Genomic DNA, 25,969 nt, shown 5'->3' on the forward strand with positions numbered 1-25,969 from the left:
TCACGGCTTGCCGGCGGGGGCGTCCTTGAAATCGCCCCCGCCGGCAAGCCGTGCTGCTACGGGGGTGATGGTCGAATTCAAATATTGCGTACATCCACGTATTGCGGTGTTACGCAGAAATCCTCAGCAACACCCCCTCCTCCCCCGGGCTTCGGTCGAAGTACCGCTTGTACTCGCGGCTGAACTGCGACGTGCTCTGATACCCCACCCGATGCGCCACCTGCCCCACCGCCATGCCCTCGCCGATCAGCATCTGCTGCGCCTTCAACAGCCTGAGGCGCTTGAGGTACTGCACCGGCGATAACAAGGTGGTGCGCTTGAAATGCTCGTGGAAGGTCGAGGCGCTCATGTTGGCGCAGCCGGCCAGTTCGTCCACGCTCAACGCCTCGTGGTAGTGATCACGCAGATGCTGCAGTGCCGCGGCGATCCTGGCGAAATGCCCCTGCTGTTCGACCAGCGCCCGCAACACCCCCGCCTGCGGGCCACGCAGGGCGGCGTACAGCACCTCGCGCACCAGCGAAGGCCCCATGACCTGACGGTCCATCGGGTCGTGCAGGCAGCGCAACAGGCGCTCGACACTCTCACGCATCTGCGCATCCAGCTCGGCGGAGGTCATGGATTCTGGTGTCTGCGCCTTGACCGACGCATCCGCCGGCAGTCCCATGGCTTGCACCAAGTCACCCAGCACGATCCGGTCGATCGACACCGACACGCCGTACAGCGGCTCCTCGGGGGTGGCGAAGGTTTCGCACATGAACGGCACCGACAGCGCCTGCACCAGGTAATGCCCGGCGCCGTATTCGAAGGTGCGCGGCCCCAGGCGCGCGAGCTTGCTGCCCTGCGCCAAGATAATCAGGCTGGGTTCGTAGATCTGCGGGCTGCTGGCCACATAGTAGCTCCACGACAGCGTCTGCACGCCCGGCAATCCGGTGTCGAGAAACCCCGGGGTATGGGACAGCGGCTTGATGAGCGACACCAGGGTTTGGTTGGCATCGGAGCGGGAAGTCAAAAGCATGGGCAACCGGACAGAGGATTAGACACTGACATGATCGCAGATCTGCGGCCATGCGCATCCCTCAATCAGCAACCTTCGGAGGATTAGGCATGACTCACGTAGGAACCGACATGGCCGCACCCCGCCCTGCTGCGCAAAATGCATCGCCTCACCACTCAGCATTTTGCGAGGCTTCACATGTACACAGCTATCGGTTACGCCGCCCAGTCGGCCACGGCTCCCCTCGCCCCCATGACTTTCAACCGTCGCAGCCCGCGCCCGGACGACGTGGCCATCGAGATTCTGTACTGCGGCGTGTGCCACTCCGACATCCACCAGGCACGCAACGAGTGGGGCATTGCGGTCTACCCACTGATGCCGGGCCACGAAATCGTCGGCAAGGTCACTGAAGTCGGCGCCAACGTCAGCAAGCACAAGGTCGGCGATCTGGTCGGCGTCGGCTGCATGGTCGACTCCTGCCGCCATTGCGAAGCCTGCGCGGCAGACCTGGAACAATACTGCCTCGAAGGTCCGACCCTGACCTACGCCACCCCGGACCGCATCGACGGCAGCAATACCATGGGCGGCTACTCCAACAGCATCGTGGTCAGCGAGCACTTCGTGGTGCGCATCCCGGAAAAACTCGACCTGGCCGCTGCGGCGCCAATCCTCTGCGCTGGCATCACCACCTACTCGCCACTCAAGCATTACGGCGTCAAGGCCGGTGACAAGGTCGGCGTGCTGGGCATGGGCGGCCTGGGCCACATGGGCATCAAGTTCGCCAAGGCCATGGGCGCGGAAGTGACGCTGTTCACCCGTTCGGCGAGCAAGGCTGAAGAAGCCCGCCGCCAGGGCGCTGACCACGTGATCGTGTCCACCGATGCCGAACAGATGAAAGCTGCCGCCGGGCACTTCGACTTCCTGCTCGACACCATCCCGGTGCAGCACGACCTGAACCCTTACCTGGAAACCCTGCGCTTCGATGGCGTGCACATCCTGGTGGGCCTGATCGAACCGATCGACCCGGCCGTCCACGCCGCCAACCTTGTGATGAAGCGCCGCGTGCTGGCAGGCTCGCTGATCGGTGGCATCGCCGAGACTCAGGAAGTGCTGGATTTCTGTGCCGAACACGACATCAGCTGCGACATCGAAATGCTCGACATCAAGAACATCAACCAGGCGTACGAGCGCATGATTGCCGGTGATGTGAAGTACCGCTTCGTGATCGACATGGCGACGTTGAAGGCGTAAGCCTTCCTCTCGGTCGGGAACCCGGACTGTAGGAGCGCGCTTCCCCGCGATTGCGGTGTGTCAGTCGATTTACATTTCGCAGACACGCCGCAGTCGCGGGCAAGCGCGCTCCTACAGAGCCATGATGGTCATGTTTACCCGCCCAACTCCGCCGACAACCGCGCCGCCACCTCCTTGATCACCGGCACCAGATCGTCCATCTTCTCAAGCGGCATGTAAGGCACGGTACTGGCGATGCTGATCCCCGCCACAATCTGCTTGCCGGCATCGCGAATCGGCGCCGCCACGCAGCGAATCGACGGTTCGTTGTCTTCCAGATCGAACGCATATCCGCCCTTCACGTACTCGTGCATCCGCGCGCGCACCTGCTCCCAGGTCTGTTCCTGATGCGCAGGCCACTGGGGTTGCCTGGCCATCTCAGGCACGCTGATGTCGTACAGCCGTCGCCATTCACTCTCCGGACTGTCGAGCAGCAGCGCCTTGCCGATACCGGTCCGCGCCAGCGGCATGCGGTGCCCGACCCGCGAGCGCATTTCCGGGCCGTTGCGGCCAGGATTCTTGTGCAGGTACAACACCTCGTCACCGTCCCGGATCGCCAGGTGCACGGTGTCGCCGGTCAGCGCCGACAATTCATCTAAAAACGGCTGCGCCAGCATGGCCAGTGGCAACTCTTCGCGGGCCTGAAAGCCCAGTTCTATCAACTTGGGACCCAGCAGATAGCCCACCTGCGGCAGCACCCGCAGATAGCGCTCCTCCACCAGGCAACTGGCCAGGCGATGGGTCGTGCTGCGCGTGGTGCCGATCAGCCGGGCGATCTCCTTGAGATCCCGGGCGCCGCTGGCCACGGCCTGAACCACACCCAGGCCGCGCAGCAGGGTCTGCGTGCCGGTGGGTGCGGCCTCTTTGCCGGTCGTGGTGTCTGAAGACTGTTGCATATCACGCCTTATCGAATCGGGAAGCTGGCGGCATTATCAATGCCCGCCAGGGTCCATGTCAGCCGTTACAGCTCGATGCGCTCGACCTTGCCCACCAGGAGGATGTAGGAAAGCGCCCCAAGCAGTGCCAGAACAGCGATATAGGTGATGGCCGGTGCGAACGACGCACCGGACGCCAGGAACCCGATGACGATAGGCGTGGCAATCGCCGCCAGGTTGCCGATCAGGTTGAAGGTGCCGCCTGTCAGCCCAAGCAGGCGAGCCGGGGCCAGGGTCGAAACCAGCGACCAGGTGATCGACGCCAGACCATTGCCGAAGAACGCCAGGGCCAGGAACATGATCACCAGCGGCGTGGATTCAACGTAATTGGCACCGATGATCGAGGTGGAAATCAGCAGCCCCGCAATGATCGGCAGCTTGCGGGCAAAACCGACCGTGTGGCCGCGACGGATCAGCCAGTCGGAGAAGAATCCAGAACACAACACGCCGACGAAGGCCGCCAGAAACGGCAGCGAGGCCAGCAGACCGGACTTGATGAAATCCATGCCGCGGTATTTGACCAGATAGGTCGGGAACCACGTCAAAAAGAACCACAGCGTCGAGTTCAGGCAGAACTGGCCCAGGTAGATCCCCCACAACTTGCGCTTGCTCAGGACGATGCCCAGGTCGCTCCAGTTGAACCCGGCTTTCTGCTTCGCGGTATCGGTCTGGATATCCACCAGGCCGCCGCCCTCTTTGATCAGGTCGATCTCGCCCTGGTTCACGCCTTTGAAATCCCGCGGCTCGCGATAGACCATGTACCAGATCACCGCCCACAGCACGCCCACAGCGCCGGTGGCGACGAACACCATGTGCCAGCCGAACGCGGTTTGCAGCCAGGCCAGCACCGGGGTCAGAAAGGCCAGGCCGACGAACTGGCCGGAGGTGTAGAAGCCCACTGCCGTTGCCCGTTCTTTTTCGGGGAACCAGGCGGTAACCACCCGGCTGTTGATCGGGTACGCCGGGGCTTCCAGCGCGCCGACCGCCATGCGCAACACGAACAGGCCGATGAAACTGCCGACGAAGCCCAGGAAGATGGTCGCAACCGACCACAGGGCCAGGGCGACGGTGTAGAGAATGCGCGGCGGCACGCGATCCACCAGCCAGCCGCCGGGAAGCTGCATGGCGGCGTAGGTCCAGCCGAAGGCCGAGAAGATCAGACCGACGTGCACCGGGTCAATGCCCAATTCGCTGGTCAGCGCGGGCGCGGCGATGGACAGGTTGCTGCGGTCCAGGTAGTTGATGACCACCGTGATGAACAGCAGGACCATGATGAAATAGCGTTTGCGGGTCGGCGTGGCGGTGATCGCCCGCGCCTCTTGCAGCGTCTGTGTGCGCATGGGGAACGTGCCTCTTTTTATGTTTATTTGAGGTCAGGAAGATTCGTGGTGCCTATACGTACGCCTTCGCGAGCAAGCTCGCTCCCACAGTAGATCTGAGGTGTCGCGCAGATCGAAGGCACACGCACACCCTGTGGGAGCAAGCTTGTTCCCACCCAGGATCTGAGGCGCAGCGCAGATCGAAAGCACACGCACACCCTGTGGGAGCGAGCTTGCTCGCGAATGGGGTCGACGCAGGATTTGCGTCAACCCCTGATTCGACTCACCACTCGGCAAAACTGCCATCGGCATGGCGCCAGATCGGGTTGCGCCAGCGATGGCCGACTGCGGCGCGCTCCTTGACGTATTCCTCGTTGATCTCGATCCCCAGGCCCGGGCCGTTGGGGATCTTGACCATGCCCTTGTCGTAGTCGAACACCGCCGGATCCTTCACGTAGTCGAGCAGGTCGTTGCTCTCGTTGTAATGGATGCCCAGGCTCTGCTCCTGAATGAAGGCGTTGTAGCAGGCCGCATCCAGTTGCAGGCACGCGGCCAGGGCAATCGGGCCCAGCGGGCAATGCAGCGCCAGCGCCACGTCATAGGCCTCGGCCATGTTGGCGATCTTGCGGGTTTCGGTGATGCCGCCGGCGTGAGAGGCGTCCGGCTGGATGATGTCGACGTAGCCTTCGCTCAACACGCGCTTGAAGTCCCAGCGCGAGAACAGCCGTTCGCCCAGAGCAATCGGCGTGCTGGTCAGCGGCGCCAGCTCCTTGAGGGCTTCATAGTTCTCGCTGAGCACCGGCTCCTCGATGAACATCAGCTTGTACGGGTCCAGCTCCTTCATCAGCACCTTGGCCATGGGCTTGTGGACACGCCCGTGGAAGTCCACGCCGATGCCCACGTTCGGCCCGACCGCGTCACGCACGGCAGCGACGTTGGCCAGGGCCAGATCGACCTTCTCGAAGGTGTCGAGAAATTGCAGCTCTTCGGTGCCGTTCATCTTCACCGCCGTGAACCCACGGCCCACCGCTTCCTTGGCAGCGCGCGCGGTGTCGGCCGGGCGATCACCGCCGATCCACGAGTACACCCGGATCTTGTCCCGCACCTGGCCGCCCAGCAGATCACTGACCGACACGCCCAGCGCCTTGCCCTTGATGTCCCACAGCGCCTGGTCGATACCGGCCAGCGCACTCATGTGGATCGCGCCGCCACGGTAGAAACCGCCGCGATAGAGCACAGTCCAGATGTCTTCGATATTGCGCGGATCCTTGCCGATCAGGTAATCGGACAACTCCTCAACAGCGGCCGCCACAGTGTGCGCACGCCCTTCCACCACAGGCTCGCCCCAGCCGGTGACGCCCTGGTCGGTTTCCACTTTCAAAAAGCACCAGCGCGGCGGAACGATGAAGGTCGTGAGTTTGGTGATTTTCATGTCAGTTCTCTCTTATTCGAAGACGGCAGTTCAGACGCCCGTGGGCGCCTGTGCAATTCATTGAGGGTTCGCGGGGCGGTTGCGGTTCCAGGCGGCCACGTAATCGCGGGCGCGCTCGGCGACGTCGTCGGCACTCATGCCCGGCTTGAACAGCCCCGAGCCAAGACCGAAACCGCGCACCCCAGCGTCCAGGAACACCTTCATGTTGTCCGGGGTGATGCCGCCGACCGGCAGCAGCACGGTGCCCGCAGGCAGCACCGCCAGCCAGGCCTTGACCACGGCGGGGCCCATCTGCTCGGCAGGGAACATCTTCAGCACATCCGCGCCTTCGGCCAGGGCGGCGAAGGCTTCGGTCGGCGTGGCCACGCCCGGCGACAGAAACAGGCCTTCGGCCTTGGCGGCGCGCAGCACTTCCGGATCGCTGTGGGGCATGACGATGACCTGCCCGCCCGCCTCCTTCACCTGACGCACCTGTTCAGGGGTGAGCACTGTGCCCGCGCCGATCAGGCAATCGGCGGGCAGGTTCTGACGCAGCAGACGGATGCTGTCGTACGGCTGCGGGGAATTGAGCGGCACTTCGATGACGCGAAATCCTGCCGTGTACAGGACTTCGCCGATGGCAATCGCTTCTTCGGGGCGCAGGCCCCGCAGGATCGCGACCAGACCGTTTTGCGCCAGGGCTTGTTTGAGCATCTCAGTTCTCGACAGAAAGGGGCTGGCTCGGGGCCGCCGAATGGGAAGGAATAAGGCCTGCCTGCACCGCGACCTGCCACAGGCCACGCTCGGTGGCCTGCTCAGCCAGGGTCACCTGGGGTAAGCCGTTGGCCTTGAGCGCGCGCTGGTAGCGTTCCAGCAGCGCGCCGCTGCCAATCAGGATCACGCCTGGCAGGCTTGCGCCATCGCTGTTCAGCATCTGCGCCAGGGCGGCGATTTCATGGCCTATCAACAGGCCCGACAGATAATCGGGCTGCGCCGTGCCAGCGAGCTCGCCAGTCAGGCCCAGGGTCCGGCAGCTGAAGATAGTCGACAAGGGGCCGGCGCTGCCGCTGGCCGATTGCGCCACGCTGACGCCACGGTCGAACGCGGCGAGATCGAAGTCGTCGCTGCGTTGCATGGTGCGTCCCAGGATGGTGTGGCTGGACAGCGCGGCATACACCTCGCCGGTCATGAAGGTATCGAAGTGCACGATGCGCCCATCCACCGCCCTCACCCACTTCGAGTGGCTGCCGGGGAGGCCGATCAGCAGGGGGCGACGCGCCTCGTCGGCAGACAGCGCGCTGAGGATGCCGAGCACCTGGGTTTCTTCGCCGCGCATCACGTTGGGCAGCTCGGAGCGCTGGATCACCCCGGGAATGATGTGCACATCGGCATGGCGCAGGCTGCGCACCTGCACAAGACCCGCACTCAGGGCCGCAACGCTGGCGGGCGTCTGTTGGTAGGGGGCTTCGCGCCAGCCCTGGGCACTGCCGACCATGCCGCAGGCGATCACCGGCACGCCCGGCTGGGCGTCGAGCCAGTCGCCGCAGGCTTCGTCGAACGCCAGCTCAAAACCGTCGCTGCACATCTGCCCGGCCACCCAGCGTGGCGCCGACGGCAGCTGCATGATGCCCGCACTGAGCGAGCGTTGTTCCAGCACCCGGCCATTCTCGCCGAGCCGATACGCGCGAAGGGACGTCGTGCCCCAGTCGAGCGCGATCAATTGCGCCTGCATGGCTTCACCTGATTGTTATTGAAGTGTGAATGCAGGGAGGACTATAAACCCGAAAAGCGGATTATCTCAATATGTAATTATCAATCCCATATTGTGGGATTTTACGTTTTGCGACAAACGTACGAGCGTAACTGGCGCCGTGACTGGTGCGCCGACAAATCCCTGGGGCATACTCGGCTCGTTGGTCCTCCCTGCACTGCCAACCCGCTGTCTGCCACCGTCTACACTCATCTACAAAAGGACCCGTCAGATGAAGCGATTCCTCGTGCTCGACAGCTTTCGCGGCCTCTGTGCAGTCGCATTGATCATTCATCACTCGCACATTGAGCGCAGCATCACCGAACTGACGTTCTTCCGAAACGCCAGCCAGTTCGTGGGGTTTTTCTTCGCACTGAGCGGGTTTCTGATCTATCGCCGCTATGTGGGCAACCTCGGCACACCCAGGCTGCTGGGCGAATTCGCCGTCACCCGGGCCTGCCGGGTGATGCCGCTGCACATTGCGGTGCTGCTGTTTTTCATCGGCTTCGAATGCCTGAAACTGGTGCTTGAACGCTATGGCCTGTCGCTCAACTATCCGGCCTTCAGCGGTGACCGCGCGCCGAGCGAGATTCTGCCCAATCTGCTGCTGATACAGGCCTGGTGGCCGACATTCAACGCACTTTCCTTCAATTACCCCTCGTGGTTCATCAGCGTCGAGTTCTGGATCTGGATGATCTTCGGGCTCCTGGTGTTCTGCGTGCCACAGATCGCCCGCAAGTTGTTTTCACTGCTGTGCGTGCTGGCTTTTGTGGCGCTCTACAAGGACTTCAACCTGATCCCGCGCAATGTGCTGTGGGGTGTTTCCTGTTTCTTCGCAGGAGCGATTACCTATCGCCTGTACGTGAGATTGCACGACTCGGTGCCGAACGTGGGCCTGGCCAGCCTGCTTGAGGTGGGAGTACTCGCGGCGATCTATTGGGTCATGACCGAGGGCGAGCAGCCCCTGACGATCGAGCTGGGGCTGCTGTTCTGTGCGGCCATCCTGATCTTCTCGTTCGAGTCCGGGCTGATCTCGCGGCTGCTGCGCCTGCGGCTGTTTCCGGCGCTGGGCAAGCTGTGGCTGTCGATTTACCTGACACACGCCGCAGTGATCTTCGTACTCGCCACCGGCCTTGCAGTGGCCGCCAAGTTCACCGGCTACAGCCTGCTGGTGGACCGCCCCGGCGAAACCACCGGCACCATGCTGCGCTACCTGAGCACCGGCAGCACGCTCAATGACAACCTGCTGATGGTGCTGGTGGTGGTGGCCGTGGTGGTGATTTCGATGCTCACCCACTGCTACATCGAAGCGCCGGGGATCCGGTTCGGCAAACACTGGAAACACGGCACCCTGTTCCGCCGCCGCAAGGACGATCCACCGCAGGAGCAGGCGTGAGGGGATGGGCCAGGCGTGGGGCAGTGCCGGTTTCAAGGACGCCCCCGCCGGCAAGCCGTGCGCTAAGCCGTAAATTTTCAAATACCCCCAACACCCAAATTGGCCTCCTGGTCAATCATATGATTGGACGCTGGAAATTGCGTTGATGCTCACTACTATGGCAACCGTTGAAAGACGATCTCATCGCCAAGGAGACATCAGCATGACCCAGCACGCCAATAACACGGTTCGTATTCATGCCGCCCATGGCCGCTCCGAGGAGCTGGGCGAATATCTGGCCACTGTCGTCAAGAATCTTCCGCTGCTGCCAGGTTGCGAAAGCAGTGTGCTCAACCGCGACGAGGATGATCGCGACCTGTGGATCATCGATGTGCGTTGGGAATCCTGCCAGGCAATGGGCGAGCACTTCTCGCAGCCCAGCAACGAGGTGTTGAACGGCCTGCTGAACAATCTGTTCATCCGCCATATCGACTTCCAGAGTGATTCAGAGCGCTGCAACCTGCCGGGCAACCGCTGACAGAGTTCATTTGGCGGTGATTCTTGAACATCCACTTTAAGCAGACCCCTTAATTGGCTGTTAACTAAACCAATCGTCAGAAAATCGGCCATCGGACGGCTGATTTCGCCCTTGAAGTGGCGAAGTCCAGAACCGCGATTATCCTTTGCGTCTTGCGGGCAAGTTCGTGCTATTTCCCCTCCAGATAGTAGCCAATTGCCTCAAAGACCCAAGAGGTAATGCAATCATGAGAATGATAAGTCTGAGTCTGATCGCTCTGGCGGTATCGGCAGGATATGTTCAATCCGTAGAAGCAGAACCCTTCGTCAGCAGTCAGGCCGATGCAAAAGGCTTCGTCGAAGATGCCAAGCTCGATGTGCTGTTGCGCAACTATTACTTCAACCGGGATGGTAAAAGCGGCGCCGGCGATCGACGTGACTGGTCTCAGGGCGCCTTGGCCAACTTCAGTTCCGGGTTCACGCCGGGCACCGTCGGTTTTGGTGTCGATGCCTATGGCTGGTACGGCCTGAAACTGGATGGCGGCGCCGGGCATTCGGGCACCGGTAATATTCCCGTGGACAGCAGCGGCAGTCCGGAAGATGAATTCGCAACAGCCGGCGGCGCAGTGAAGATGCGCATTTCCAAGACCGAACTCAAGTGGGGCACGATGCAGCCCACCGCACCGGTCTTTGCAGCGGGCGGCACGCGCCTGTTCCCGCAAACCGCCACCGGCTTCAGCCTGCAAAGCAGTGAAATCAAGGACCTGGACCTCGAAGCCGGACACTTCACCGCGGGTAACGGGCCGCAACACACCAGCTCAAGCGGTGAACTCTTTGCCAGTTACGCCAATGTCACCGCCAACAGTGTCGACTTTGTCGGCGGTAAATACGCCGTCAATGATGCGCTGACATTCTCGTTGTACGGTTCGGAGTTTGAAGACATCTGGCGTCAGTACTACGGCAATGCCAACTATGCGTGGGCCATGCCACACGACCAGTCGATGACATTCGACTTCAATATCTATCGCACCAATGACGAAGGCCAGGCCAAGGCCGGCAATATCGATAACACCACTTGGTCGCTGGCCGCAGCCTATAACTTCATGGCCGGCCATACCTTTACCCTGGCCTATCAGAAAGTGCATGGCGACACGCCGTTCGATTATGTCGCGTTTGGCGATAACGGGCCGGGCACTACCGGTGATTCGATCTTCCTGGCCAACTCCATTCAATATTCGGACTTCAACGGGCCGGGGGAAAAATCCTGGCAGGCGCGCTATGACCTGGCAATGAGCGCCTATGGCATTCCCGGGCTCAGTTTCATGGCGCGTTATGCCAATGGCCGGGATATCGACGGGACCAAAATGGCCCTGGACAGCCCCTACCGCGCCTACGGTTATGGCGAGGACGGCAAGCACCACGAAACCAACCTGGAAGCCAAGTACGTGATCCAGAATGGCCCGGCCAAGAACCTGTCGTTCAGGATTCGTCAGGCGTGGCACCGCGGCAATGCCGATCAGGCCGAAGGGGATCAGGATGAGTTTCGCCTGATTGTCGACTACCCGATTTCGGTGCTATGAGGTAATTGGCCCCCTGATCTTTCCCCGGATTGGGAGTGTGACCACCGCAGCCCCAGGCATAGCGTGTAGGTCATCACTCCCAACGAACAGGATCGATCATGAAACCGATGAAACTGCTGGCCGCCGGTGTCGCTTGCGTGGCGTTTTCCCTGACTTTGACTGTGCCTGTCACGGCGATGGCACACGATGGCGAGCACGAGAAAGTCACCGTGCTGGAAACCCATCCGATGCTCAACGCACCGGGCAAGAAAGCGATGATGCTGACGGTCGATTACAAGCCGGGCCAGGTGTCCATTCCCCACAGCCACAGCGGCAGCGCCCTGGCCTATGTGCTGGAAGGCGAAGTGGTGTCGCGGGTCAACGACGACAAGGCGATCACCTACAAGGCAGGCCAGAGCTGGTACGAGCCTGCAGGCTCCAAGCACTACGAGTCGCGCAATGCCAGCAAGACCAAGCCTGCGAAACTGCTGGTATTCATCCTGCTCGATGACAACGGCGAGATCCTCACGCCACTGCCCAAATAAGTTGCTGGCCGGGCCGGCGCCGCTCTAGGACGGCGCCATCGGTCTGGTCGGCCTGGCCGTTCATTCAATTTTTCCTGCCAAGTGTCGATAAGCCATCAGTAGAGCCCGAATAGCGGGCCGGACTCGATGAGCGAAAGGCACTGACATGTACAACATTTTTCTGCTGGTGGAACACGGCCGCGACCAGGGCGAAGTGAGCGTTCTGGGCTGGTTCGATGACGAGCGCGCGGCACAGGAAACCGCAGAAGCGATGGAGTGGAAAGCCTATCGCCAGGAAGTCAAACGGCAGAATCGCTGGTCCAGCGAACCCTTGCTGCCACCGGACCAGACGTCGCACCGGCGTTACTGGGTCAAGGGCATCGCCAAATTCACCCACACCCCGGCGCCACGCTCTTGGGCGTTGCACTGAGTGATCGTTCCCATCGCTCTGCGTGGGCACGATCAGTTACGGGCGGGAAAAATCTCGGGTCGCAGGCAGCAACCCACGAAACTTCACATGGCGCGCCCGCAGCGCAGGCTGCACATCGGGATTGGGCCGGTAGCGCGCCTTGACCGGCAAGCCGGCCTCGACGTCCACCCCCTGCCCGATCGCCATAAAGCCCAGCTTCGCCGCGCCAATGCACGCGCTCGATTCGCTGCCGTGCAGGGTGTACACCTCGCGGTCCAGGATATTGGCTAGCAGTTGCGCCCAGTATTCACTGCGTGCGCCACCGCCAACCAAGGCGCAGGCATTCACCGCAGCGCCGGCGGACAGCGCCGCATTCATCGCGTCCAGCAGCCCGAACCCGACCCCCTCAAGTACTGCATAACCCAGCATCGCAGGCGTGCTGTCGTGGCCCAGGCCCATGAAGCCGCCGCGCAAAGAGGGATCATTGTGCGGTGTGCGCTCGCCTGCCAGATACGGCAGGAACATCGGAGCGCTGACCGCCACCGGCTGCTCGATGGGCACGGCGCTGTGCACCAGGTCCAGCAGCGTCTGCTCATCGGGCTGCCCGAGCAGGCGCGTCACCCAGCGCAGGCAACTGGCACCGGCGAGCATCGCGCCCATGGTGTACCAACGCCCCGGCAGCGCATGGCAGAAACTGTGCACCGCGCTTGGCGGATTGCCCGCCGCGTGATCGGTGATCGCCACGATGGCAGCGCTGGTGCCCAGGGTGACGAAGGCATCCCCTGCGTTGACCGCGCCGATGCCCACCGCCGATACCGGGTTGTCACCACCGCCCGCCGCCACCGGCAAACCCTTGGGTAAGCCCAGCGCCTGCGCAGCCTCGGCATTCAGGCGAGCGGACAACTGATCGGCCTCCAGCAGCCGAGGCATCTGTTTGAGGGTCAGGCCGCAGGCATGCAGCATCGGCTCGTGCCAGCGGCGTCGTGCCACGTCCAGCCACAGCGTACCGGCGGCATCGGACATGTCGCTGACGCGCTCGCCGGTCAGCAGCAGGCGCAGATAATCCTTGGGCGACAGCACGCAGTCGATCCGCGCGAAGACCTCGGGCTCGTGCTGCTGCAACCACAGCAGTTTCGGTGCGGTCAGCCCGGCCATGGCCAGACTGCCGGTGACTTTGGCATAGCCCGGAAAATCCCGGTTCAGGCGATCGGCTTCGGCCACGGCTCGCGAATCGTCCCAGAGCACCGCCGGATACAGCACCTGATCGCGGGCATCGACCAGCACCGCGCCGTGCATCTGCCCCGACAACCCCACGCAGGCAATGCGCGCCCAGGCCTGAGGCTGGCTGGCACGCAAGGCCGCCATGGCTTCCACGCACGCCTGCCACCAATGCTCGGGGTTCTGTTCCGACCAGCCCGGCTGCCGACGCGAAACGTTCAGCCGTGCCCCTGCCCGCCCCAGCACCTGACCTTTGGCATCGAGCAGAATGGCCTTGAGTTCCGAGGTGCCCAGGTCGATGCCCAGCGAGACAACTTGACTCATCTACGTTCAGTTCCTGTCAGCGCGAATGCTCAATGGCACCCGCATGAATTGCGAATTTTCAGGCTGGCAGGCAGGTGTTCCGACTGCCGCGGCCCATCGGGATGGGCAATGCGCTGCAACAGCAACTGCACCGCACGCTCACCCAGGGCCTGCACCGGCTGGGCGATGACGCTCAGGCGCGGCTGGAAGAAATCGGCCCAGTCGAAGTCATCGAAGCCCACCAGCGCCATCTGTTCAGGGACCTGGATCCTGGCGTCCCGCAGCGCATGCATGGCGCCGATGGTCATCAGGTTATTGGCCGCCATGATCGCAGTCGGTGGCGTGGCCAATGCCAGCAGCGACGAGGCTGCCCGGCGCGCCGACTCACTGTTGGATTCGCCGTTGACCAGCAGCGCCTGGTCGAAGGCGATCCCGGCATCCGCCAGCGCCAGCCGATACCCCTCGATGCGCTCCTCGGTAGTGCTCAACCCGCGATGCCCGGCGATCATGCCGATGCGTCGGTGGCCGTGACCGATCAGGTGCGCCACCAGTTCCCGGGTCGAGTGCCGGTTCTCCACCCCGACCTGATCGAAGCCTTGCGGCGCCAGCCGGTCCACCAGCACCGCAGGAATCGCATTGGCCTGCAGGTAGGCCAATGCCGCCTGCTGTGGATCGCTGGACGGCGCCAGCAGAATCCCGTCCACGCGCCGATGATGCAGCGCCTCGACCACCCGCAGTTCCTGGGCCGGATCATCGTGGGTGTCGACAAACAGCATCATGATGCCGTGGCGCGCGCACTCGGTTTCGATGGCGTGCACCGTCTCGCTGAAGTAGTGGTTGGACAGCGCCGAAATCGCCACGCCAATGGTGTTGGTGCGCGAACGGGCCAGCGAGCGGGCCAGGGTGTTGGGAATGTAGCCCAGCTCCCTGACCGCCTGCTGCACCGCCTCGACCGTTTCCGGGCTGACCTTGCGCGTACCATTGAGCACATGAGACACCGTCGAAGTCGATACCCGCGCCCGCCGCGCCACGTCCTCCATCTTGACCACGGACGTCCCCTTTCTTAATGCTTGCTCGACCAGCCGCTGTAGGTGCCCACGTTGTCGCGGGTGATCAGTTTCGGCGTGAGTTGAGTCACCGCCTCAGCCGGCTTCTTGTCGTTGAGCAGGTCGTTGCCGATCATCACAGCCTGCTGGGCCATGGCCCAGGGGTCCTGGCTGGCCGAGGCCTGAATCTGGGTGTCGGACTTGAGCGCGTGCTCGATGTCCGGCGCACCGTCCACCGAGGTGATGACGATGCCGCTGCGCTTGAGCTGCTTGGCCGCCAGATCGCTGCCGATGGCTTGCGGGTCGTTGATCGCGAACAGGCCGTCGATTTTCGGGAAGCGCGTCAGGTAGCCCTGCATGGCATTCAGGCCGCCGTCGCGGGAGCCTTTGGCGTCCTGGTCGTCGGAGAGAATCTTGATGTCAGGCGCGGCGGCGAAAGCGGCCTTGCAACCGGTGACGCGGTCGGTCACGGCAGTCACTTGCGGGCCGTTCTCGATGATGACGTTGCCCTTGCCTGAGAGCTTGTCGACGATGAACTGGCAGGCCAGCTTGCCAGCCTCGACGTTGTCGGTCTGCACGGTAGCATCGACCTTGGCGGCGTTGACGTCCACGGCCACCACCTTGATGCCGGCCTTCTGCGCTTTCATCACCGCCGAGGCGATGGCGTTCGGGTCCACGGCGTTGATCAGGATCAGGTCAACGCCGGCAGCGATGAAGTTGTCGATCTGCGAGAACTGCTTGCTCAGGTCATAGTCGGCAGACACCGAGGTGACCTTGACGTTGGGGTTGATCTCCTGGGCCTTGGCCTTGGCGCCGTCGGCCAGGGTGACGAAATACGGATTGCCCAGCGACCCCAGGGTGATGCCCACCGATTTCAGCTCGCGGGCCTCGACGCCCTGGGCCAGAAACGCGGCCAGGCACAGGGAAACGACAGCAGGAAATTTGCGTTTGAAGTTCATGTTTTCTCTCTTGTGATTGTTGTTGAAACGCATTTTTTGAACCGTGGGACACGCTGGATTACGTCCGTGCCCCCGACTGGCGATAACGGTCCAGCGCCACCGCCCCGATGATCACGATGCCCTTGATGATGTACTGCCAGATATCCGAGACGCCCAGCAACACCAGGCCGTTGGTGAGCACCGCGATAATCAGCGCGCCGATCAGCGTGCCGCCGATGGTGCCGACGCCTCCGGTGAAACTGGTGCCGCCCAGGATCACCGCCGCGATGGCGTCCAGCTCGTAGGACTGCCCCAGTTGCAAGCCGTTGGCCGCGAACAGCCGCGATGCACTCATCACCGCTCCCAGGCCTGCCAGTGCGCCGGACAGCGCGTAGACGAACAGCAGCACCTTCCACACCTTGATCCCGGAAAGCCGCGCCGCTTCAGGGTTGCCGCCCACCGAGTAGATCTGCACGCCCATCACCGTGCGGCGCAGGATGAACCAGGAGATCACGATGACAGCGATGGCGATAATCACCAGCCACGGCACGCCCAGCAGCGAATCATTGCCGATGAAGGCGAACGGCAGGTCGGGGTTGAACACGGTCTTGTCGTCGGCCAGCAAACGGGCCAGACCCCGCATGGCGGTCAGCGCGCCCAGGGTCACGATGAATGGCGGCAGGCGCATGAAGGCGATCAGGCCGCCATTGACCAGGCCCAGCAGCAGGCCGAAACCGACGCCTGCGACGATCCCCAGCATGCCGAACTGCGGCGACAGCGAGACCTGCAACGCGACCACCGCGGAGGCGGCCAGAATCGCGCCGACCGAAAGGTCGATACCCGCCGTGAGAATCACGAAGGTCATGCCCGCGGCGAGCACCACGTTGACCGACGCCTGCTGGGTGATGATCGACAGGTTCTGCCAGGTCATGGAGCTGTCGGTCATCAGGGCAAAGCCGATCAGCAGCAACAGCAGGACCGGCAGCATCCCTAGGGTGCGCATCAGTTCACGGGCCCGTTCGCGCTTGCTGATGGCGGCCACGCTTGGCGAGTTTTCCAGGGTCAGACTCATGGGCTGGCCTCCTTTGTTGTTATTGAAAATCAGAGTGAACGCTACGTAGCAGTCCGGCTTGCCGGCGACAGCGATTTCACGGACGCCACGCCGGCAAGCCGGACTGCTACGGGATATGCGGCGGCGTCAACGGGACGTGCGAAGAGCCAGTCGCCAGATCAATGATCCGCTCCTGAGAAATCTCATGGCCCGACGCTCCGCCCACTTCGGCCACCAACTGCCCCTCGCGCATGACCAGCACCCGATCGCAGGTGCCGATGATTTCCGGCAGTTCGCTGGAGATCACCACGATCCCCACACCGGCCTTGGCCAGCTCGTTGATGATGCGGTAGATCTCGGATTTGGAGCCGATGTCCACGCCGCGAGTCGGCTCATCGAGGATCAGCACATGAGGTTTGACCTCCAGCAACCGGGCCAGCAGCACCTTCTGCTGGTTGCCCCCGGACAGCGCCCCAACGTTGACCTTGCCCGACGCCACGCGAATCGACAGCGAGCGGATTGCCTCCACCGCCCGTTGCGCGCCGCGCCCGCGATCCAGCACGCCGCCGGCATGGGCGTCGGGCACGCAGGCACAGACGTTGATGTTGTCGCGCACGCTCATGTCCAGGAACAGGCCCTGGGCCTTGCGGTCCTCGGTGAGATAGACCACGCCGGCCTTGATCGCATCGGTGGGCGTGCGCAGATCGCCGACCGGTTTGCCGGCGATTTCCAGCGTGCCTGAAGTGCGCGGATCGGCGGCAAAGATCAGCCGCGCCAGTTCCGTGCGCCCGGCCCCGACCAACCCGGCGATGCCCAGCACCTCACCGGCATGCAGGTCGAAACTGCACGGCTTCACGCGCTTGCCATCGGCCATGTCGCGCACCCGCATCACCACCTCGCCGGGATCGTACGGGGCGTGCTCCTTCTTGTAGAAACCGGAAAGGTCGCGGCCGACCATCATCTTCACCAGCGTCTCGGCGGACAGCCCGTCGCGCTGCAACATGCCGACGTATTCACCGTCGCGCAGTACCGACACCCGGTCCGACAACTCGTAGATTTCCGCCATGCGATGGCTGATGTAGATGATCGCCAGGCCCTGGTCGCGCAATTGCTTGATGAGGGCGAACAGCCGGTCAGTTTCGCGGGACGACAAGGGCGTGGTCGGCTCGTCCATCACCAGGATCTTGGCCCTGGCGTGCAGTGCCCGGGCGATTTCCACCAGTTGCCGCTCAGCAATGGACAGCACGCTGACCTTGGTCGATGGCTTGAAATCGGCGCCGAGGCGAGCGAGCACTTCGACGCAACCCTCCTCCATGGCTTTGCGGTCGATGCTCCAGCCGCGCCGCAGCTCACGGCCCAGGTAAATGTTCTCGGCGACGCTGAGGTTCGGGCACAGGCTCAGTTCCTGATAGATCACCGCGATGCCGCGCTCTTTGGCGGTCAACGGATCGAAGGCGGCCAGCGGTTGACCGTCGATGCGAATCTCGCCACCGGCATCGGCCTGATAGGCGCCGGAGAGGATTTTCATCAAGGTCGATTTGCCCGCGCCGTTTTCGCCCATCAACGCATGGACTTCGCCGGCATAGACCTTCAGCGCCACGTTTTTCAGCACGCGCACGCCATTGAAGGTCTTGGAAATGGCAGACATTTCCAGCACGGGGACGGGATTTTCCTGAAGGACGGCGCTCATGGTCGAGCACCCGGAATGAGGGAATTGGCGGCAGCGCGCACAGCAAAAACACGCGGCGACAGAGCAGGCAAGCTGTTCATGCGAATCTCCGAGGTTTCTTGTTCTTGTTTTTTTCGTGTCGCTGGCTGGCCACTTCGTTGTAGGCGGCCCAGCAGACTTGATTTGAAACACTCTAGACTAGCTGAAACGATTCACGCAAGCGCTTGCTTTTCACCCTTGAAAAAAAACGCCTCGCTCACGGATCGATCATTCGTGAGCAAGGCGTTTCAGGTGTCAGGTGGAATCAGGGTTTGACGACGTGCCAGACGTCCTTGACGCCATCACCGGTAGCATCGCCGGCTTTCTTGTCCTTGACCCAGGTGTACAGCGGCTTGCCCTTGTAGGCCCACTGCTTGCTCCCGTCGTCACGGGTCACGACGGTGTAGCCACCTTCGTCCTTGGCACCGGCACCGGCCATCAGCGGCGGCCAGTTGGTGGCGCAATCGCCGTTGCACATCGACTTGCCGCCGCTGTCTTTGTCGAAGGTGTAGAGGGTCATGCCCTTGTGGTCGGTGAGCACTTCGCCTTTGTCGGTCTTGCCGGTCATGGCAGGCGCCGCGGCGAACGCCAGGCTCGATGCGCAGGTCAAGGCAACGGCGGCGGTGAGGATGAATTTCTTCAGCATGGTGAACTCCTTGATGTTGTTCTTGATTGGGGGAGCAATGCCAGAAACCTCCCAGGCTCCCGCTGCCGATTAATGCGGCAGTCCTAGGTAAACGTTTGGGCGGGGTGTTTATTCCACCCTGCTGAAGAATATTTTTTCAGGCCCGCATCCTGTGTCTACGCCTTGGCAATCTCGGGCGTCAGGATCCACTCCGCGCTGTCGTTCCACACATCCATGCGGGTGATCTTGCCGTCACGCACTTCGAAGCGATCCAGGTAGCGATTACCGGAGAAACTGCGGCCGTCCGGCCACTCGCCGTACAGGGTGCCGTTGGAATACACCACGGTATGATCGCCGCAGTCCATCCAGTCGAAGTTGCCCAGGGCTTTCTTCACCCAGGCGTAACGCGCGCCGTTGAAGCCGGTAATGGTCTGCGGGTCGGGCATGGCGCGGCCACCGGTGAAAGTAATCTTCACGTCATCACTCATGAAGGTCGCGGCACGTACCGGATCCGGGGCCATGGACGCTTCCAGAAAATTGCTAACAATCTGAACATCTTTGTTCGCTTCCGACATCTTCCACTCTCCTGCTTCATCGATGGACGTTGATAGGCCGAATGCCTCCACGTGGTGCAAGGCGCCTTGTTTTGGAGCATATAACTGGGGCAAAGCCCGCGACAGACAAGGATTTCAGGCGGCCTAGGACTGGCATCCTACTTGCTAGCAATAAATTTACAAGTGCTAGCAATCAGGAGAATCGCCCATGTCATTCCGGCTTCCAAACGTGCAGCGTCTGTTGTTCCCCGTGGCTGCGGCTGTCTCCCTGCAACTGGCCCTTTCGGCCAGCGCCCAGGCTGCCGAACCACCGATCAAGGTCGGGCTGGTGGCGGCGCTTTCGGGCCAATCGGCCAAATCCGGTGAAGCCTTGACCCGCGGCCTGACCATGGCCATCGACGAGGTCAATGCCAAGGGTGGCGTGCTGGGGCGGCCGCTGGAACTGGTGCGCCGGGACGATGAAAGCAACCCGTCCAAAGGCATGCTGGCGGCCCGTGAGCTGATCCAGCGCGAGAAGGTCACGGTGCTGTTCGGTGGCCTGGACACTCCGGTGTCGCTGGCCATCGTGCCGCTGGCCAATCAGATGAAAGTGCCGTTCATGGGGATCTGGGCAGCCGGCACCAAAATCACCGAGAACGGCGCAGCGGACAACTACGTGTTCCGCGTCTCGGCGGTCGATGAGCTGGTGGACGAAGCACTGGTGAAATACGGCACCAGCCAGGGCATGAAGAAGCCAGGCATGATCCTGATCAACAACCCATGGGGCGAATCCAACGAGGCGGGCTTCAAGCGTGCCCTGGAAAAACGCGGCCTGGAGAACGCCGGGGTCGAACGCATCCAGGACAGCGACCTGGACGTGGTGCCGCAACTGACACGCCTGAAGAATGCCGGTGCCGACACCCTGTTGATGGTCGGCAACGTCGGCCCGTCGGCGCAGGTGGTCAAATCCCTCGACCGCATGGGCTGGGACGTCCCGGTGGTTTCGCACTGGGGCCCGGCAGGCGGGCGTTTCGGCGAGCTGGCAGGGCCTGGCGCGTCTCGCGTGCACTTCATCCAGACCTACGTGTTCACCGATCACAACAACCCCAAAGGCGATGCGCTGCTCGCTTCGCTCAAGACCGCCTACCCGCAGATCAAGACCCTGGCCGATGTCACCCCTGCAGTGGGTATCGCCAACGCCTACGACGCCTTGCACCTGAGCGCGCTGGCCATCGCCAAGGCCGGCAACACCGAGGGCCGCGCGGTGCGTGACGGCTTCTACGGGATCACCGACTACGACGGCCTGATCAAGGACTACAAACAGCCCTTCACGGCGCAGAAACACGATGCCCTGGGGCCTGACGACTACGTGTTCACCCAGTTCGTCGGCGATCAGATCGTGCCGCTGAACGCCAAACCCTGACCCGCCTGACCGAGCTGTTTTCACGCCTTAAGGAATCACGCCATGTTCACCGCCGCCATCGTTACCGGCCTCGGACTGGGCAGCATGTACGCGCTGCTGGCCCTGGGATTTCACCTGACTTACGTGGTCTCGCGCACCGTCAATTTCGCCCAGGGCAGTGCCATGATGGTCGGCGCGGTGCTGGGTTACACGCTGTGCATCACCTGGGGCCTGTCGCTCTGGCTGGCGCTGCCCCTGACGCTGCTGCTCAGCGCGATCTACGGCCTGGCCATCGAACGCTGGCTGGTGCGGCCTTTTCATAGCCGCGGCTCCCAGGCCTGGCTGATGGCGACGGTGGCGGGCGGGATTCTGGTGGACAACCTGGCGCTGTTCACCTTCGGCAAGGAGCCACGGCAGTTCGAAAGCAGCCTGGTCAGCCTCAAGGTCGAGTTGTTCGGTAACGGCGTCGGAGCCTTGCAACTGTTGATCCCGCTGGTGGGCGCGGCGATTGCCCTGGCCCTGCTGGTGGTGCGTCGCTACACCCGGCTGGGCAAGGTGCTGGAGGCCTGCGTGCAGAATCCCCGTGCGGCGATGCTGATGGGCATCAACGTCAACCGGGTGGTGGCCATCGCCTTCGCGATCTCTACCGTTTTCGCCGCCGTCGCGGGGCTGCTGATCGCGCCGCTGTTCAGCGTCAACGCCGAGATGGGCATGTTGTTCGGGCTCAAGGCCTTTGCGGTGGCGATTCTCGGCGGGATTTCCAGCGCGGGCGGCGTGTTCGGTGCAGGGCTGCTGTTCGGCCTGACCGAAGCGCTGATTACCCTGTACTTCGGCTCGGCCTTCACCCAGATCTTTACCTTCGCGCTGGTCATTCTAGCCCTGGCGATTCGTCCCAACGGGCTGTTCGGCAAACAGGCACTGGTGAAAGTATGAAAGACCCGAAAACCCTGCTCGCCCCCGCTTCCATCGCGCTGCTGGCGCTCGCCAGCGTGGTGGCCGTGTTCATGCTCGACAGTTACTCGTTGCTGGTCTTCACCCTCTGCGCACTGGCTGCAGTAGTGGGTGTCGGCCTCAACGTGCTGATCGGCCTCAGTGGCCAGATTTCCTTCGGTCACATCGCCTTCTACGCCATCGGTGCGTACATTTCGGCACTGATGACCCTGGCCGGCCTGCCGCTGTGGCTGGCAGTGCCCGCGGCCGGTGTGGTGGCGGGTGCCGTTGGCGCCTTGCTGGCGATTCCTGCGCTGCGCGTCTCGGGGCCGTATCTGGCGATGATCACCATCGCCTTTTCGTTCGTGGTGCATCACAGCCTGATCGAGTGGCGTGACGTCACTGGTGGCTCCAATGGCTTGATGGGCATTCCGCTGCCTGACTTCGCCGGGCTCGATCCCTCGATCCTGCTGGCGCTGATTGCCACGGCGCTGATGATCGGCGCACTGGCGTTCTACCAGCGCCTGCATCACAGCGGCTGGGGCAAGGCCATGCGCGCGGTCAAGGCGTCGGAGATCGCCGCGCGTTCGCTGGGCTTCAACCCGGTGGTCAGCAAAACCCTGGCCTTCGCCCTGTCGGCACTGCTCACGGGCCTGGCCGGTGCCTTGCTCGCGCCATTACTGATGTTCATCAACCCCGAGTCGTTTCCGTTTTCGCAGTCGATCCTGTTCGTGCTCGCGGTGATCGTCGGTGGCAGCGGCACGCTTTTCGGTCCGGTGCTGGGCGCGCTGCTGATCGTGCTGGTGCCTGAGTTGCTGTCGGACTTCGCCGAATATCGCCTGCTGATTTTCTCGGTACTGCTGCTGGTGGTGTTGTGGATCGCCCCCAACGGCCTGCTCGGCGCCCTCGCCCGCCGCTGGATCAAGCCGACGCCGCTGACGCCACCGGCGCGGATCGACCACGGTCGCATCGCCAGGCACCTTGGCCAGCGCAAGAACCGCGACGGCCTGCACATTCGCGATATCGGCATTCGCTTCGGCGGCGTGCAGGCCGCGCAACAGGTCAACCTGCACGCACCGGCTGGCAGCATCACCAGCATCATCGGGCCCAACGGCGCGGGGAAAACCACCGTGCTGAACATGATCAGCGGCTTCTACGCCCCCGACAGCGGACAGATCGACCTCGATCAGCCCCTAGCCGGGCTGCCCGCCTGGAAAACCGCACGGGCTGGCATCGCCCGCACCTACCAGACCACCCAGCTGTTCGGCGAAATGTCAGTGCTGGATAACGTTCTGGTGGCGATGCAGCAAGGCCGGCTGGGCCCGATCTTCAGCCACCCACGCGCTGCGCAAAAGGCGCTGGCCCTCGACCTGCTGGCACTGGTCGGTTACCGGGGCGCGGTCAATATTCCCGCCGAAGACCTGCCCCACGTCGACCGCCGCCTGGTGGAAATCGCCCGGGCACTGGCCACCGCGCCCGCCGTGTTGCTGCTCGATGAGCCGGCTGCGGGCCTGAGCCGCCGCGACACCGATGCACTGGCGATCCTGTTGCGACAACTGGCGCAGTTTGGCCTGACGGTGATTCTGGTGGAGCACGACATGGCACTGGTCATGGCGGTGTCCGAGCGCCTGCTCGTGCTCGACGCCGGCAAGCCGATCACCGTGGGCACACCGGCCCAGGTGCAGCAGGACGAACGCGTGATCGCGGCCTATCTGGGTGGCACCGAGTATCAGGCCACGCCAAGGGGTGAGGCCTGGAACGGCAGCCGCGATGCGCGCCTGTATGTGAAGGATCTGGTGATCGACTATGGCGCAGCGCCGGTGGTCAACAAGGTCAACCTGGTGGTCAATCCGGGCGAGCTGGTCGCGATCCTGGGTGCCAACGGCGCGGGCAAATCCAGCATCCTGCAATGTCTGGCCGGTCTGCATCGCGCCTCTGGCGGCAGCGTCCTGCTGGACAACGAAAACATCGAGCAGGCCAGCGCCAGCAGCATCGCCGCGCAAGGCCTGGCGCTGGTGCCCGAAGGCCGGCAGGTATTCCCTTACCTGAGCGTGCGCGACAACCTGTTGCTGGGCAGCTATTCGCGCCGTGACGCGGTGGACCTGGACGCAGAAATCGAAGCGATCCTGCGCCGTTTCCCGCGCCTGCGGGACCGTATCGACAGCCCTGCCGGCCTGTTGTCCGGCGGCGAACAGCAAATGGTCGCGGTGGGTCGCGGCCTGATGGCCAAGCCGAAAATCCTGCTGCTGGACGAGCCATCGCTGGGCCTCTCCCCTTCGATGATCGGCGAGTTGTACGACGCACTGGCCGCCCTGCGTGATGAAGGCGTGACCCTGTTGCTGGTGGACCAGATGGCCAACCTCGCGCTGCAGGTCGCCGACCGCGCCTACGTGCTGGAGACCGGCCAGGTGATCAAGTCCGGCACCGCCGCCGAGCTGCGTGAAGACGGCGAACTGGCGGCGGCCTATCTGGGCGAAGGAGCCTGCGCATGAGCACCTTGATGATCAGCAACGCCCGAGTGGGCAATGACCCGACACCGACCACGCTGTACGTGGAAAACGGCCGCTTCGTGCATGCCTTGAGCCGGGACTCGAGCCTGGGTGAACACCTCGATCTCGAAGGCCGGCTGCTGCTGCCTGGCCTGATAGAAACCCATATCCATCTGGACAAGGCGTGCATCATGCAGCGCTGCCAGTTGCAGGCCGGGACCCTGGCCGAAGCCGTGCAACAGACCCGCGCCGCCAAGGCCGAATTCACCGAAGAGGACGTCTACCAGCGCGGCGCCACGGTACTGGACAAGGCGATCATGCAGGGCACCAGCTACATGCGCACCCACGTCGAACTCGACCCGCAGATCGGCCTGATCGGGTTCGACGCCATCAAGCGCCTGCAAGCGGATTACGCGTGGGCCATCACCCTGGAAATCTGCGTGTTTCCCCAGGAGGGTCTGCTCAACAATCCGGGTACCGAGGCGCTGTTGCGCCACGGCCTGGAGAATGGCGCGACGGTATTGGGTGGCTGTCCTTACACCGACAGCGATCCGCTGGGGCAGATCGAGCGGCTGTTCGAGCTGGCGGTGGAGTACGACTGTGACCTGGATTTCCACCTGGATTTCGACCTCAACCCGCAGGGCATGACCATCGACCACGTCGCCCGTTGTACCGAGCGCCATGGCTGGGGTGGCCGGGTGACGGTCGGCCACGCTACCAAGCTGTCGGCGTTGCCGATGGAGGATCTGATGTCGCTGGGGGTGCGGCTGGCGGAAGTCGGGGTGCAGGTGACGTGCCTGCCCAGCACCGATCTGTTCCTGACCGGTCGCGAGCATTTCCACAACAAGCCCCGAGGGCTGGCGCCGCTGGCTCACCTGCATGGCTGTGGGGTGACCTGTTCGCTGTCGACCAATAACATCGGCAATCCGTTCACGCCGTACGGTGATGCTTCGCTGGTTCGGCAGGCTAATCTGTTTGCCAATGTCAGTCAGTTGGGGACGGGGCCTGAGTTGTTGCAGTGTCTGGCCTGGGTGTCGAGCGAATCGGCGCGGCTGTTGCGGCTGACGGACTATGGGTTGGATGCTGGGTGCCAGGCCGATTTCATCGTGTTCGATGCGCCCTCACCTGCGGCGGTGATCGCTGAAATCAGCGCGCCGTTGATGGGGTACAAGCGGGGGATACGGACGTTTGAGCGGCCGCAGGGGCGGTTGTTGAGGACGCGTTGAATGATCGTTCCCACGCTCCGCGTGGTAACGGGTGGGTCTGACGCTCCGCGTCTTTGGGTGACGCTGGGATTGTGCGTATATCCGTTTTGGCGGTGGTCTCTGATTAGGGTTTCGCCCCTTACGGGCGACCTACTTTCTTTCGGGAAAGTAGGCAAACCATTTGCTCCTGGCTGGGGTCCTCCTTCGTCGGACTTCCCTCGACTCCGGCGTCGTTCCGGGGGCACGCCATGATGGGCCATCCATGGCCCGCACGGCTTTCGCGGCATCCCTGCCGCTCATCCCCCTACACGACACCTGCGCTCGGCCTGGCGCCTTAACGTCGCGCCCTGTGTCGCCTGTGCCACCGCGCACGAAGATCAAGATCAAAATCTAAAACACACCACCTCCCCGTAGCAGCACGGCTTGCCGGCGGGGACGT

General features: G+C 62.9%; 23 protein-coding genes. 10 read left to right on the forward strand and 13 right to left on the reverse strand.

Features of this window, described 5'->3' with window-relative positions; genetic code table 11:
• Window positions 1–109 precede the first annotated feature (109 nt).
• Window positions 110–1,015 carry an AraC family transcriptional regulator gene (locus tag NPS29_RS26370; RefSeq protein ID WP_274136304.1) on the reverse strand — a complete coding sequence of 302 codons (906 nt, stop codon included), beginning with the start codon at window positions 1,013–1,015 and terminating at the stop codon, window positions 110–112.
• 177 nt (window positions 1,016–1,192) lie between these two features.
• Here NPS29_RS26370 and NPS29_RS26375 point away from each other — a divergent pair, with 177 nt between their 5' ends.
• Complete coding sequence (locus NPS29_RS26375) at window positions 1,193–2,245, forward strand: NAD(P)-dependent alcohol dehydrogenase (RefSeq protein WP_274136305.1); 1,053 nt, start codon at window positions 1,193–1,195, stop codon at window positions 2,243–2,245.
• Between the two features lie 134 nt (window positions 2,246–2,379).
• Here the strand turns inward: NPS29_RS26375 and NPS29_RS26380 are convergent, their stop codons facing one another.
• The 5 genes from NPS29_RS26380 to NPS29_RS26400 all read right to left on the reverse strand — a co-directional run bounded on the left by NPS29_RS26380 (window position 2,380) and on the right by NPS29_RS26400 (window position 7,681).
• Window positions 2,380–3,180 carry an IclR family transcriptional regulator gene (locus NPS29_RS26380; RefSeq protein WP_274136306.1) on the reverse strand — a complete coding sequence of 267 codons (801 nt, stop codon included), beginning with the start codon at window positions 3,178–3,180 and terminating at the stop codon, window positions 2,380–2,382.
• A gap of 65 nt (window positions 3,181–3,245) precedes the next feature.
• Window positions 3,246–4,559, reverse strand: coding sequence for an MFS transporter (locus NPS29_RS26385; protein WP_274136307.1), 1,314 nt, complete (start codon window positions 4,557–4,559; stop codon window positions 3,246–3,248).
• A gap of 262 nt (window positions 4,560–4,821) precedes the next feature.
• Window positions 4,822–5,970: a galactonate dehydratase gene (gene dgoD, locus NPS29_RS26390; protein WP_274136308.1), complete on the reverse strand. Its 1,149-nt coding sequence runs from the start codon at window positions 5,968–5,970 to the stop codon at window positions 4,822–4,824.
• 57 nt (window positions 5,971–6,027) lie between these two features.
• Window positions 6,028–6,663, reverse strand: a complete 636-nt coding sequence (locus NPS29_RS26395; RefSeq protein WP_274136310.1) for a 2-dehydro-3-deoxy-6-phosphogalactonate aldolase — start codon at window positions 6,661–6,663, stop codon at window positions 6,028–6,030.
• A gap of 1 nt (window position 6,664) precedes the next feature.
• On the reverse strand, window positions 6,665–7,681 hold the full coding sequence (locus tag NPS29_RS26400; RefSeq protein WP_274136312.1) for a 2-dehydro-3-deoxygalactonokinase: 1,017 nt from the start codon (window positions 7,679–7,681) through the stop codon (window positions 6,665–6,667).
• Window positions 7,682–7,931: 250 nt separating this feature from the next.
• On the opposite strand from NPS29_RS26400, the gene NPS29_RS26405 reads away from it, so the two are divergent.
• From NPS29_RS26405 to NPS29_RS26425, 5 genes are all read left to right on the forward strand, one after another.
• A complete protein-coding gene (locus NPS29_RS26405) occupies window positions 7,932–9,095 on the forward strand; it encodes an acyltransferase family protein (protein ID WP_274136314.1) in 1,164 nt (387 codons plus the stop codon).
• 202 nt (window positions 9,096–9,297) lie between these two features.
• A complete protein-coding gene (locus NPS29_RS26410; protein WP_274136316.1) occupies window positions 9,298–9,612 on the forward strand; it encodes a putative quinol monooxygenase in 315 nt (104 codons plus the stop codon).
• Window positions 9,613–9,838: 226 nt separating this feature from the next.
• Window positions 9,839–11,170 carry an OprD family porin gene (locus NPS29_RS26415; RefSeq protein WP_274136318.1) on the forward strand — a complete coding sequence of 444 codons (1,332 nt, stop codon included), beginning with the start codon at window positions 9,839–9,841 and terminating at the stop codon, window positions 11,168–11,170.
• 98 nt (window positions 11,171–11,268) lie between these two features.
• A complete protein-coding gene (locus tag NPS29_RS26420; RefSeq protein ID WP_425312556.1) occupies window positions 11,269–11,694 on the forward strand; it encodes a cupin domain-containing protein in 426 nt (141 codons plus the stop codon).
• Between the two features lie 145 nt (window positions 11,695–11,839).
• Window positions 11,840–12,103, forward strand: a complete 264-nt coding sequence (locus NPS29_RS26425) for a hypothetical protein (RefSeq protein WP_274136319.1) — start codon at window positions 11,840–11,842, stop codon at window positions 12,101–12,103.
• Window positions 12,104–12,139: 36 nt separating this feature from the next.
• Here NPS29_RS26425 and xylB read toward each other — a convergent pair whose 3' ends face one another.
• The 7 genes from xylB to NPS29_RS26460 all read right to left on the reverse strand — a co-directional run bounded on the left by xylB (window position 12,140) and on the right by NPS29_RS26460 (window position 19,546).
• Window positions 12,140–13,624, reverse strand: a complete 1,485-nt coding sequence (xylB, locus tag NPS29_RS26430) for a xylulokinase (protein WP_274136320.1) — start codon at window positions 13,622–13,624, stop codon at window positions 12,140–12,142.
• A gap of 29 nt (window positions 13,625–13,653) precedes the next feature.
• Window positions 13,654–14,652, reverse strand: coding sequence for a LacI family DNA-binding transcriptional regulator (locus tag NPS29_RS26435; RefSeq protein WP_274136322.1), 999 nt, complete (start codon window positions 14,650–14,652; stop codon window positions 13,654–13,656).
• Between the two features lie 14 nt (window positions 14,653–14,666).
• Complete coding sequence (locus tag NPS29_RS26440; RefSeq protein WP_274136324.1) at window positions 14,667–15,608, reverse strand: ABC transporter substrate-binding protein; 942 nt, start codon at window positions 15,606–15,608, stop codon at window positions 14,667–14,669.
• A gap of 58 nt (window positions 15,609–15,666) precedes the next feature.
• Window positions 15,667–16,659 (reverse strand): ABC transporter permease subunit, encoded by a 993-nt coding sequence (locus NPS29_RS26445; RefSeq protein WP_274136326.1) that lies wholly within the window; start codon window positions 16,657–16,659, stop codon window positions 15,667–15,669.
• A gap of 106 nt (window positions 16,660–16,765) precedes the next feature.
• Complete coding sequence (locus NPS29_RS26450) at window positions 16,766–18,328, reverse strand: sugar ABC transporter ATP-binding protein (RefSeq protein ID WP_274136327.1); 1,563 nt, start codon at window positions 18,326–18,328, stop codon at window positions 16,766–16,768.
• Between the two features lie 283 nt (window positions 18,329–18,611).
• A complete protein-coding gene (locus NPS29_RS26455) occupies window positions 18,612–18,992 on the reverse strand; it encodes a COG4315 family predicted lipoprotein (protein ID WP_274136328.1) in 381 nt (126 codons plus the stop codon).
• Between the two features lie 155 nt (window positions 18,993–19,147).
• Window positions 19,148–19,546, reverse strand: a complete 399-nt coding sequence (locus tag NPS29_RS26460) for a nuclear transport factor 2 family protein (RefSeq protein ID WP_274136329.1) — start codon at window positions 19,544–19,546, stop codon at window positions 19,148–19,150.
• A 187-nt stretch (window positions 19,547–19,733) separates the two neighbouring features.
• On the opposite strand from NPS29_RS26460, the gene NPS29_RS26465 reads away from it, so the two are divergent.
• Genes NPS29_RS26465 through NPS29_RS26480 form a run of 4 tightly spaced genes read left to right on the forward strand, consistent with a single transcriptional unit; the run spans window position 19,734 to window position 25,551 of the window.
• The gene (locus NPS29_RS26465) at window positions 19,734–20,927 is read left to right on the forward strand and encodes an ABC transporter substrate-binding protein (protein WP_274136330.1); all 1,194 of its coding nucleotides are present in this window, start codon (window positions 19,734–19,736) and stop codon (window positions 20,925–20,927) included.
• A gap of 42 nt (window positions 20,928–20,969) precedes the next feature.
• Window positions 20,970–21,839, forward strand: a complete 870-nt coding sequence (locus tag NPS29_RS26470; RefSeq protein WP_274136331.1) for a branched-chain amino acid ABC transporter permease — start codon at window positions 20,970–20,972, stop codon at window positions 21,837–21,839.
• On the forward strand, window positions 21,836–24,328 hold the full coding sequence (locus tag NPS29_RS26475; RefSeq protein ID WP_274136332.1) for an ATP-binding cassette domain-containing protein: 2,493 nt from the start codon (window positions 21,836–21,838) through the stop codon (window positions 24,326–24,328). Before NPS29_RS26470 ends, NPS29_RS26475 begins: the two co-directional genes overlap by 4 nt.
• Complete coding sequence (locus NPS29_RS26480) at window positions 24,325–25,551, forward strand: amidohydrolase family protein (protein ID WP_274136333.1); 1,227 nt, start codon at window positions 24,325–24,327, stop codon at window positions 25,549–25,551. Before NPS29_RS26475 ends, NPS29_RS26480 begins: the two co-directional genes overlap by 4 nt.
• Window positions 25,552–25,969: the final 418 nt, after the last annotated feature.

This window comes from Pseudomonas putida, from assembly GCF_028682175.1.
Lineage (GTDB): Bacteria > Pseudomonadota > Gammaproteobacteria > Pseudomonadales > Pseudomonadaceae > Aquipseudomonas > Aquipseudomonas putida_AD.